Below are 10,824 nucleotides of genomic sequence, written 5' to 3'. Positions count from 1 at the left end.
TCTACCCCGTGAAAGTGATCGACGAGTGGAAGCCCCACAGCATGATGCTCAGCACCATGTCGAGGGCGATGATGGCGACGAAACTGGCGCGGACGGCCCGCCCGGAGGCGATACCGACGCCCTCGGGCCCGCCGGTGGCGAAGAACCCCTGATAGCTGTGGATCAGGATCACCGCCAGCCCGAACACCAGCACCTTGCCCACCGCCGCCAGGACGTCGCCGCCGCTGACGAACTGGTCGAAGTAGTGCGCGTAGACCCCCGCCGCCTGCCCGTGCACGCTGACCACCACGGCGGCACACGACAGATACGCCAGGATCAGCGTCACCACGAAGCACGGCACCAGCACCAGCACCCCGGCGATGACCCGGGTCGTCACGACGAACGGCACCGACCGCAAGCCCAGGCATTCGATGGCATCGATCTCCTCGGAGATGCGCATGGAACCGATCTCGGCGGTCATCCTGCACCCCGCCTGCGCGGCGAAGCCGATGGCGGCGATGATGGGCGCGAGTTCGCGGGTGCTGGCGAAGGCGGACACGATGCCGGTGAGCGGTCCGAGCCCGATCATGTTCAGCGTCGCGAACGCTTCGATCCCCATGCCGGCACCGAGCACGATGCCCAACACCACCAGCATGGGCAGAGTGCCACCGCCGACGATGAGTGAGCCACGGCCCCAAGTCAATTCGGCGGTGGTGCGCAGGGTCTGCGCGCGATAGTGCCGCAGGGTCAGGGGAATCGAGGACAGCACCTGCCAGACGAAACCGAGGACGAACCCGGCCGAGTCGATCGGCGCGAGGGCCCGCTCGCGATGGCGCACGATCCGGTAGACGTGCCGTAACCCTCTGGGCGCGTAAGGAGTCGCCGTCATCACGCCAGCCTCGTCGGCGCGAACATGGTGACCAGCTGCGTGATCACCAGGTTCACCACCAGGATCGCCACCACCGACAACACGACCGAGGCGTTGACCGCGTCGGACACCCCGCGCGGCCCGCCCCGCGCCTCCAATCCGCGCTGGCAGGCGATCATCACGACGATGAACCCGAACAACACCGCCTTGAACAGCGAGATCGCGATATCGGTCACCGTGGTGAAGGAACCGAAAGTGGCCCAGTAGCTGCCGGATACCGCACCCTGGGTGCCGACCGCGACCGTGAAGCCCGCGACCACACCGGTGACGATGATCAAGATGTTGAGCAGCGGCGCGATCAGCACCATGGCCGCCATGCGCGGAATCACCAGCCGATGTACCGGACTGATGCCCATCACCCGCAGCGCGTCGACTTCCTCGCGGATGGTGCGCGCGCCGAGATCGGCCGCGATGGCCGCCGCACCCGCGCCGCCCAGCAGCAGCCCGGTGGCGATGGGCGCCCCCTGCTTGATCACCCCGAGCCCGCTGGCCGCGCCGAGCAGCGAGTCGGCGCCGAGTTGATGGATCAGGTTTCCGATCTGAACGGACACGATGACGCCGAACGGCACGGCCATGAGGACCGCGGGCAAGGTCGTAACGGTGATCAGGTACCAGGCCTGCCGCAACATCTCCTGCCAGGGGAATCGACGGCGGACGATATCGCTCGCGGCCCCACTCACCGATTCGCTCGACAGCCGGACCAGGCGGCCCGTGGTGCGCAATCCCGACACCACGGTATCGGTGAAGTTCTTGCGCAAGACGGCCGACAGCGGCGCTTGCTCGGTGGTCGCTCCGGCCGGCGACCTTCCTACTGCTGATCGGGCCCTCATCGTGTCCTCGCCCCGATCGAGCAAGCGGACGACAGGCGTTGAGCGAGTCCGAACATGCCGACGAACATCGAATTCCCCTATCAGCAGGCAGTGCGCATAAACGTAGATTCGTGAGTGCGGGCCGACCATGATCGCGCCGCTCACACCCTTGACCCGAACGCTCGCGACATCCCTCACATGTCGTCGCGCAGCGGGATCCCGGCCAGTCCGCCCCAGCACAGCTCGGCGGTGAGCCGCACCGCGACCGCCTTGGGGATCTCGCGGTTCGATTCGACCCAGTGCGCGGCACCGGAGCGGCTGGCCCCGACCATGCCGACGGCGAGCATGCGGGCGCGGAAAGGATCGAGGTCGCCATCGTGGGCGATGAGATCGGCGGCCGCGGTCACGCAGGCGTCGATGGCGTTGCCGACGCGCCACTGGACGGAGGGTTCGATCGTGGCGTCCGATTCGAAGATCAGGTGGTAGCCCACGGAGTTGTGGTCGACGAAGTCGAAATAGGCGGCGACCACCGCGTGCACCCGCGCGCGATTGCCCGTGGTCGAACGCAGGGCGGTGCGCACCACCTCGATCAGGTCGTCGATGTGGTGCTGCAGAACCTCGAGATAGAGCGCGAGCTTGCTCGGGAATTGCACGTAGACCGTCGGTTTGCTGAAGCCGGCGCGGTGGGCGATCTCGTCCATGGTCGCCGCGTGGTAGCCCTGCCGGGCGAACACCTCGCCCGCGGCCGCGAGCAGATACCTGCGGCGGCGGGCGCGCAGGACCGCGCGCGGTGGATCGGCGGCGAGACTATCGATAGAGGTCATCGATGGTGGCGCGATAGTCGGTGGCGATGGGTTTGCGCTTGAGCTTGCCGGTGGGGGTCAGGTACGCGCTGCCCGGCTCCCACGTCTCGGTCAAGACGGTGAACTTCTTGATCTGTTCCACCCGGGCGAGTTTCGTATTCGCGGTGTCCACGCCGGCCTGCAAGGCCTTGCGGACGACGGGGTGGCCCGCCAGCGTGGCGACCGCGGTGTCCGCGAGATCGTGTTTGGCGGCGAAGGCCGCGGCGGCGTCGGGATCCAGGCAGATCAGCGCCACGTTGTAGGGGCGTTGATCGCCGATCACGACGGCGGCGCCCACCAGCGGGCTGTTGGCGGCGAGCGTGTTCTCGATATTGGTCGGCGACATGTTCTTGCCTGCCGCGTTGATGATGAGTTCCTTCTTGCGGTCGACGATCCGCAGATAGCCGTCGGCGTCGATCTCGCCGATGTCGCCGGTGCGCAGCCAGCCGTCGGCGTCGATCGTCTCCGCCGTCTTCTCGGGATCGGCGCGGTAGCCGCGCATGACCATGGGGCCGCGGGCGAGCACCTCACCGTCCTCGGCGATGCGGATCTCGGCCCCCGGCACCGGGGTTCCCACGGTGCCGAGCTTGATGCGCTCGAGCCGGTTGACCGTGATGGCGGCCGTGCATTCACTCATTCCCCAGCCCTCACTGAGCGGAACTCCGAGTGCCAGCACGAATTCGTGCACCTCGGGCGGGATCGGCGCGGCCCCGGTGACACCGATCCGCAGTCGGTCCATGCCCAGCTTCGCCCGCACGCGCGACAGCACCACCCGATCGGCGATCGCGTACCGCACCGCGTCCAGCGCGCTCGGCGAGCGGCCCGCCGACGCCAGCCGGGCGCGGTGGCGGCCGACCTCGATCGCCCACCACGCCAACCGCCGCCGGAGCGCGCTCGGCTCCTCGTCGAGCCCGGCCTCGATCGCCGCCTTGAGCTTCACCCAGACGCGCGGAACGCCGAGGAACAGGGTGGGCCGCACCTCGGTCAGCGCGGCGAGAATCGTCTTCATGTCCGCGACCGTGGTGACCTGAGCACCGGACAGGATGCCGCCGTAGTGGGCGAACCAGCGGTTGGCGGCATGCGCGTCCGGCAGATACGAGATGGCCCGATCGGCCGCCCCGACGCCACCGAATTCCGCCATGACGCGCGCGTTCTCGATGAAGTTGCGATGGGTCAGCTCGACGCCCTTCGGCGGGCCGGTGGTGCCGGAGGTGTACACGATGGTGAGCAGGTCCTCCGGACCCACCGCCCGCCAGGCCGCGTCGAAGTCGAAACCGTCGGCCGGGGCCGCGACGAGGTCGTCGAGGGTGAGCACGCCAGCGACGGCATCACCGGCCGGGAACTCCTCGTCGGCGTCGTCGACGCACACCACGCGCTCGACCGCGCCGCCGAGCTCGCGGGCGGCCAGCACCGTCGGCAGGAACTGCCGCTCGCAGACCACCACCCGGTTGCCCGCGTTCTCGAACAGATACGCCAGCATGTCGGCCGGGTTGGTGTTGTACATCGAGAACGGGGTCGCGCCGAGGTGCAGGACCGCGGTATCACACACGTGGAACTCGGGTCGGTTGGTGAGCATGAGCGCCACGGTGTCGCCCGGGGCGACGCCCAGCCCCGCCAGGCCCGCCGCGACCCTGCGCACCCGATCCGCGTACTGCCGCCAGGTGAGGGTGACCGCGCCACCCACCGTGCGCAGCGCGACCTCGTCCGGGTAGCGGCGCACCGTCTCTTGAAACGCCTCGCACATGGTGGCGGGCTGGGGGTCTGTGGACCGATTCGTCATTGCTGGCGTCCTCGTGTGATCGAACGATGGTGTCGTACGGGCTGATCAGTCGCCCTGCGCGCGGGCACGCTCTTCGTAGGCCCGGCGCTGCACCGGATCGACGTCATCGGTGAAGACATGCTCACCGCCCAGCAATCGGGTCAGCGCCTCGCCGACCCGGCGCGGCAGGAACTTCTGTGCCACGACCGCCGCGCCGAACACCCGGCTGACACGCAGCTTGGGGCGCGGACGCGCGATGAGCGAGAGGATGCCCGCGGCGATGTCCTCGGGTTCGGCGTTACGGAAACCCCTGATGCCCTTGGTGCCCGCGGTCAGCTCGGTGTTCACGAACGACGGCAGCATGAGCGAGAAGTCGAGTCCGCTCCCGCGATGCTCCACGCGCACCGACTCGGTGAAACCGATCACGGCGTACTTGCTGGCGCAGTAGGTGGACAGGCCCGCCGTGTACGTCTCGCCCGCCATCGACGACACATTGATCACATGGCCGCGGCCGCGCGGAAGCATCCGCCGCACAGCCGCTTTCGTTCCGACGATGACGCCGTAGGTGTTGATGTCGAGAATGCGCCGGGTCACCGCGTCCGGCTCGTCGGCGATCAGGCCGACGGGCATGATGCCCGCGTTGTTCACCAGCACGTCGACCGGTCCGAGCCGGGTCTGCACCTCGTCGAGGAAGGCCTCGAACGAATCCGGGTCGGTCACATCGAGTGTCGCGTACACGTCGAGTCCGAGCGACTTCCCGGACGCCCGTACCGCCTGCTCGTCGATGTCGCCGATCGCGACGTGCGCGCCCAGCCGGTGCAGGGCGGTGGCGGTCGCCAGCCCGATGCCGCGGGCGCCGCCGGTGATCGCGACAACCTTGCCGCGTACCGCGGCCGCTGTATCCGTCATGGTTGTTCCTCACTGATCGCAGATCGAAGTCACGCGGTGCCGGCGTGTGCGGTGTGCATCGGTCCCGCGAGTTCGGTCGCCAGCGCGACGATGTCGTCGGGGGCGTCCAGATGCGGGCAGTGGCCGATGCCGTCGAGCAGGACGAGACGGCTGCCCGGTGTCGCAGCGTGCAGATTGCGGCTGGCGGCCGGGGCGACCACCAGATCGCGCCGACCGTGCACCACGATGGTGGGACAGGCGATGTCGCCGGTCCGGGCGGCCGCCGACACCTCCGCCTTCAAGCGGGTGGCGAGACGGGCCAGCTCGCGTCGCCGAGTGCGGGTGGAGAACTGGTCGGCCAGCATCCGCACCATCGCCGGGTCGGCCGCGCGGGGATCGCCGTACAGCAGCCGGGCCACCACCCGCCTGGACGCGGAGCCTTGCAGCAGCCGGGGCAGCGGCAGTCCGGCCGCCGCCGTGAAGGCCCGGCCGTCGGCGACCAGCAGCGTCTTCACCAGCGGAGTCCACTGGTCGGTGGCGATATCGAGGGCCACCAGTCCGCGGACCGGCAGTCCCGGCACGGTGTCGAGCATGCGCACCGCCGTGGCGGCACCGAGCGAATTGCCCACCAGCACCACGGGCGCGCTCGCCCCCTGGGCGGTGACGACGGCCTCGAGAAAGCGAACCAGCTGGGGCAGCGCCGGTCCGGGCGCCAGCGGGTCCGCCAGCCCGAAGCCGGGCAGATCGATCGCGACGGCCGGCCGGTGGGCACGGGCGCAGCGCTCCAGGACCGGCCGCCAACAGGGTGCGGGGTGGCCGAAGCCGTGCACCAGCACCAGCTTCGGCCCCGCGCCTTCGACAAACAGCTCACGGGTGCGATATCCGGCGTAACCCGCACGCCGTTCGCCGATCACTACTCGGCCTTGGACCAGTGGTTCAGCTGCGCGGGCAGCTTGTCCAGCAGCCAGGGCCCGTCGGTCTCCACCGTCTCCTTGGTGGTCCAGCCCTGCAGCAGCGAGATGGCGCCACCCTGCACCGCCAGCACCTTGCCGGTGAGCGGGCAGTCGGTGCCGGCCAGGTAGGCGACGACCGGCGCGATGTTGGCCGGGCTGAACGCGTCGAACTCGCCCTCGTCCACTTCCTCGGCGAAGATCGCGCCCATGCCGGGGGTGGCCAGGGTGAGCCGGGTACGCGCGACCGGCGCGATGGCGTTCACCCGCACGCCGTAGCGCTCCAGCTCCACCGCGGCGACCTCGGTGAGCGCGGCGATGCCCGCCTTGGCGGCGCCGTAGTTCGCCTGTCCCGGGTTGGGCATGAAGGTGCCCGACGCGGAGGCGGTGTTGATCACCGCGGCGTTGACCGGCGTGCCCGCCTTGCTCTGGTCCTTCCAGTAGGCGGCGGCGTGGTGGAGCACCGCGAAGTGTCCCTTGAGATGGACCGCGATGACCGAATCCCATTGCGCCTCATTCATGCCCGCGACGAAGCCGTCGCGCAGGATGCCCGCGTTGTTCACCACGATGTCGAGGCCGCCGAATTCCGAGATCGCCTGCTGCACCAGGTTCTGCGCGCCGGCCCAGGTCGCGATGTTGTCGGTGTTGGCGACGGCCGACCCACCCGCGGCGCGGATCTCGGCCACCACCTCCTGGGCCGGACCGGTGTCGGTACCGCTGCCGTCGTTTCCGCCGCCGAGATCGTTGACGACCACGCTCGCGCCCTCGCGGGCGAACAGCAGGGCGTGCTCACGGCCGATGCCGCGTCCCGCGCCGGTGACCACGGCGACACGGTTCTCCATTGAACCCATGGGTTTCTCCGTCTGTGTAGAAGGTGCGGGGACTCAGCCGACGAGCGCGGCGAGCTTGTCCAGCGAGGCGGTCAGTTCCTTGGTGGTGGCGCGCTCGATCGCGCCGCCGATCGCGCCGACCATCATCTGGCTGATGAACTCGGCGTCGATGGTGGCGGTGGACGCGTCGGCGCCATCGGCCGCCACGGACAGGGTGAAGCTGATCTTCGCGCCCGCCATCCCGGTGCCGGAGAACTTCGTGGTGTGGGGAGCGTCGTAGGTCTCGACCGTGAAATCGATGGTGTTGGCCATCCCCATGATGGTCAGCACCTCGGCCATGGTCGCGCCCTGCGAGAGCTGGGCCGGCGGCTCGGACTTCCACTTGGTGTGCACCGTCAGCCATTCCTCGAACCGGCGCGGGTCGGAGATCGCCGCCCACAGCTTGTCCTGTGCGACGGGGAATTCCTTGGAAACGTTGGCCTTGGCCATGATCTTTTCTCCTGATGCGTTGTGATGGAACGGATCTGTGGTGCCGCGACCGCGCGTCAGCGGTTCGCGGGGCGGTAGGCGGTGACGAAGGACGCGCCACCGAGTCCGATGTTGTGCGCCAGCGCGACACCGGAGGCGGCGGCGGCCGAGACCACCTGCCGCTGTTCGGCCTCACCGCGCAACTGCCAGGTCATCTCGGCGCACTGCGCCAGGCCGGTCGCGCCGAGCGGGTGGCCCTTCGAGATCAGGCCGCCGGAGGGGTTGACCACCCAGCGACCGCCGTAGGTGGTGTCGCCGTTGTCGATGAGCTTGTGGCCCTCGCCCTCGGCCGCCAGCCCCAGCGCCTCGTAGGTGAGCAGTTCGTTGGGCGCGAAGCAGTCGTGCAGTTCGATGACGTCGACGTCCTCGGGCCCGATTCCGGCCTGCTCGTACACCTGGCGCGCGGCGGCCGCGGTCATGTCGATGCCGACCAGCGCGCGGGCGGTCTTGGCGGTGAAACTGGATTCCAGGTCGGTGACCACGGCCTGGCCGACGATCTCGACCGCCCGATCGCCGAGCCCGTGCTCGTCGACGAAACGCTCACTGGCGAGCACGGCGGCGGCGGAGCCGTCGGAGGTCGGTGAGCACATCAACCGGGTCATCCCCAGCGGCTCGTAGACCATCTTCGCCTCGCGCACCTCGTCGAGGGTGTACACGTCCTGGAACTGCGCGTACGGATTGTTGGCCGAGTGCCGGTGGTTCTTCTCGGCGATCTTGGCGTAGTGCTCGGGCGTTGAGCCGTAGGTTTCCATATGCTCGACACCCGCCGCGCCGAACATCCACGGCGCCACCGGCATGGCGAAGTCCCGCAGTTCGGCCAGCGCCTGGATGTGGTTCATGAGCGGCTGTTCACGGTCGTTCCACTGCGACTCCAGGGAACCGGTCTGCATCTTCTCGAAGCCGATGGCCAGCGAGCAGTCCACGAAACCGCCCCGGATGGCCCTGGCCGCGAGGTAGAGCGCGGTGGATCCGGTGGAACAGTTGTTGTTGACGTTCACGATCGGGATGCCGGTCATCCCGAGTTCGTAGATCGCGCGCTGGCCGCTGGTCGAGTCGCCGTAGCAATAGCCCGCGGCGGCCTCGCCCACCGCGCGGTACTCGATTCCGGCGTCCGCGAGCGCCTTGGTGCCGGATTCCTTGGCCATGGCCGGGTAGTCCCAGCCCTCCCGGCGGCCCGGCTTCTCGAACTTCGTCATGCCGACGCCGACGACGAACACTCTGTTGGACATGATCACTCCTGAAAGTTGGCGCGGCTCAGGCGGTGGCGAACTCGGCCAGGCCGTCGGTGATGAGGAACTTGCCCGGCTTCTCGTCGCCCGCCGTCTCGTAGGCGTAGACCTCGCGGTCGCCCACCACTCCCTTGCGCCACACGCTGGTGGTGATGGTCTCCAGCGGCAGACCGGGTTTGGTCAGTCGCACCGCCAGACGCTTGAGCCGCGTCGGGTCCTGCGGGCTGATCTCGGTGATCAGCGCGTGCGAGGTGAACGCGATCGTGCACAGACCGTGAATGATGATGCCGGGCAACCCCATCGCCCGCGCGAAGTCGTCGTCGAGGTGGATCGGCATCGGATCCTCGGCGGGCCCGGAGTAGCGGAAGGTCTGGTCCTCGTCGAACTTCTGCACCGTGGTGAAGTCGGCCTCGCGGGCGCGCAGTGATTCGTCGAAGGCGTGGTCCGGACTGGCTGTTCCGACAGACCCCTCGAACTGTCCGCCCCGGAAGAACCCGATGAAGTACTGCTCGTTGACCAGATCACCGCTTTCGCCGCGGGTCTCCATCAGCGTGGTCACCACGACGCCCGACGACTTGCCCTCCACGCCGATCGGCTTGGCGCGCACCGTCAGGGTCTCGCCGGGCACGATCGGCCGGTGGAGCCGGAAGTCGTGCTCCCCGTGCAGGATTCGCATCATCAGTTCGTCGGGGACCACCGACATGGTGGCGTCGGCCATCATGACCATCGCGGGAACCACCGCGAAGACCGGCGGCGCGTAGGTACCGTCCAGGTGCTGCGCGATGGGGTCGTTGGTGGCTTCGGCGTACGCGATGGTCTGCTCGGCGTCGACCTTGAACCGCTGTTCCTCGCCCCAAGTGTCTAGGTGATCGAGGTTGAAACCCTCGTTGTCGGCCACGGCTGTCTCTCCTGTGCGCGTCGTTGGGCAGTGCCTGACTCGACGGTAGGGAGCGCGCACCCCTGGCTGCGATGACCGAATCTCTCTGCGCGTTGACCGAAACGCTCGACCTGACCGTCGCGCCCGGATTCGATTGATACGGTCTGGCCCGTGCCCTCCTCCGACGCCCAGAACACCCTGCCCATCGGCCGGGTGCGCGCCATGGTCGACCTGGCCGCGCACCGCGGCTGGGACGTGGACGCGCTCCTGGCGCAGGCCGGCATCCCGCCCACCCTGCTGTCGGAGGAACGCTCCCGGGTCACCTGGGAACAGGGCGCCGAGCTGGTGCGGCGGGTGTGGTTGGCCACCGATGACGACCTGCTCGGTCTCGGCCTGCAGCCCGTGCCGCGCGGAATGTTCCGGGTGGTGTGCTTCGGCTTGATCAGCGCGCCCACCCTCGGCGCGGGCATCCGCCGCTTCGAGAGCTTCGAACGGTCGCTGCCCGGGTTCCCGGCGATCGTGTTCACCGAGGCCGAGGGCCAAGCGCGGCTGGCCTTCGATATCAGCGCCATCGCCCACCCGATCGCCATTCTCGTCGACACCATGCTGGCCACCACGCACCGCTTCCTCGGCTGGATGATCGGCAGGCGGTTACGGCTGCTGCGGGTGGAGCTCCCGTATCCGCAGGACCCCGAGATCGACGACTACGACATCATCTTCGGTGCGCCCGTGGTCTTTTCGGCGGGGGCGCCGACACTCGTCTTCGACGCCGCGCAGCTGGACGCGCCGATCGTGCGCACCGAGGACGACCTGACCGCCTTCCTGCGCGACGCCCCGTCGGGTGTGATCGGTACCCGCAGCTATTCGGTATCGCTGGCCGCGCAGGTGCGGCGCATCCTCGAACGCGGCCTCTCGGGCCGATGGCCGACCGTCGACGACATCGCGCGGGAACTGCTGATGAGCCCGCAGACCCTGCGCCGCAAGCTGCAGGAGGAGCACACCACGCCGCGCGATATCCGCGAGGAGATCCTGCGCGACGCCGCGATCGCGAGCCTGGTTCGCGGCGAGGAGACCGTGGCCGCGCTCTCCCGCCGCCTCGGCTTCTCCGAACCCAGCGCGTTCTCCCGCGCTTTCCGCCGCTGGACCGGCAGCCCGCCCGGGTCGTATCAGCACCCGCCCGCCGAGTGAGCGATCTGGTCAAGCCC

At 68.9% G+C, this 10,824-nt stretch carries 11 protein-coding genes; 1 reads left to right on the top strand and 10 read right to left on the bottom strand.

Features of this window, described 5'->3' with window-relative positions; all coding sequences use genetic code 11:
• Nucleotide 1 precedes the first annotated feature (1 nt).
• From ACIO52_RS23275 to ACIO52_RS23230, 10 genes are all read right to left on the bottom strand, one after another.
• Nucleotides 2-868 carry an ABC transporter permease gene (locus tag ACIO52_RS23275; RefSeq protein ID WP_280347155.1) on the bottom strand — a complete coding sequence of 289 codons (867 nt, stop codon included), beginning with the start codon at nucleotides 866-868 and terminating at the stop codon, nucleotides 2-4.
• Entirely contained in the window at nucleotides 868-1,737 is an 870-nt protein-coding gene (locus tag ACIO52_RS23270; protein ID WP_402646715.1) for an MlaE family ABC transporter permease, read from the bottom strand. Before ACIO52_RS23270 ends, ACIO52_RS23275 begins: the two co-directional genes overlap by 1 nt.
• A gap of 173 nt (nucleotides 1,738-1,910) precedes the next feature.
• A complete protein-coding gene (locus ACIO52_RS23265; RefSeq protein WP_402646713.1) occupies nucleotides 1,911-2,540 on the bottom strand; it encodes a TetR/AcrR family transcriptional regulator in 630 nt (209 codons plus the stop codon).
• Nucleotides 2,524-4,338, bottom strand: a complete 1,815-nt coding sequence (locus ACIO52_RS23260; RefSeq protein ID WP_402646710.1) for an AMP-dependent synthetase/ligase — start codon at nucleotides 4,336-4,338, stop codon at nucleotides 2,524-2,526. Before ACIO52_RS23260 ends, ACIO52_RS23265 begins: the two co-directional genes overlap by 17 nt.
• A 45-nt stretch (nucleotides 4,339-4,383) precedes the next feature.
• The gene (locus ACIO52_RS23255; RefSeq protein WP_402646707.1) at nucleotides 4,384-5,226 is read right to left on the bottom strand and encodes an SDR family oxidoreductase; all 843 of its coding nucleotides are present in this window, start codon (nucleotides 5,224-5,226) and stop codon (nucleotides 4,384-4,386) included.
• Nucleotides 5,227-5,255: 29 nt separating this feature from the next.
• On the bottom strand, nucleotides 5,256-6,119 hold the full coding sequence (locus ACIO52_RS23250) for an alpha/beta fold hydrolase (protein WP_402646704.1): 864 nt from the start codon (nucleotides 6,117-6,119) through the stop codon (nucleotides 5,256-5,258).
• Nucleotides 6,119-7,006, bottom strand: a complete 888-nt coding sequence (locus ACIO52_RS23245) for an SDR family oxidoreductase (protein ID WP_402646701.1) — start codon at nucleotides 7,004-7,006, stop codon at nucleotides 6,119-6,121. The genes ACIO52_RS23250 and ACIO52_RS23245 overlap by 1 nt, the downstream gene beginning before the upstream one ends.
• Before the next feature lie 33 nt (nucleotides 7,007-7,039).
• Complete coding sequence (locus ACIO52_RS23240; protein ID WP_280347141.1) at nucleotides 7,040-7,474, bottom strand: SRPBCC family protein; 435 nt, start codon at nucleotides 7,472-7,474, stop codon at nucleotides 7,040-7,042.
• 56 nt (nucleotides 7,475-7,530) lie between these two features.
• Nucleotides 7,531-8,742, bottom strand: a complete 1,212-nt coding sequence (locus ACIO52_RS23235) for a lipid-transfer protein (RefSeq protein ID WP_316575771.1) — start codon at nucleotides 8,740-8,742, stop codon at nucleotides 7,531-7,533.
• 25 nt (nucleotides 8,743-8,767) lie between these two features.
• The gene (locus tag ACIO52_RS23230; RefSeq protein WP_316575772.1) at nucleotides 8,768-9,640 is read right to left on the bottom strand and encodes a MaoC/PaaZ C-terminal domain-containing protein; all 873 of its coding nucleotides are present in this window, start codon (nucleotides 9,638-9,640) and stop codon (nucleotides 8,768-8,770) included.
• A gap of 150 nt (nucleotides 9,641-9,790) precedes the next feature.
• Here ACIO52_RS23230 and ACIO52_RS23225 point away from each other — a divergent pair, with 150 nt between their 5' ends.
• On the top strand, nucleotides 9,791-10,807 hold the full coding sequence (locus ACIO52_RS23225; RefSeq protein WP_402646696.1) for an AraC family transcriptional regulator: 1,017 nt from the start codon (nucleotides 9,791-9,793) through the stop codon (nucleotides 10,805-10,807).
• Nucleotides 10,808-10,824 lie beyond the last annotated feature (17 nt).

It is taken from the genome of Nocardia sp. NPDC087230, assembly GCF_044744725.1.
In the GTDB taxonomy this organism is placed as follows: Bacteria; Actinomycetota; Actinomycetes; order Mycobacteriales; family Mycobacteriaceae; genus Nocardia; species Nocardia canadensis.
This window is presented reverse-complemented; position numbering and strand designations above follow the sequence as displayed.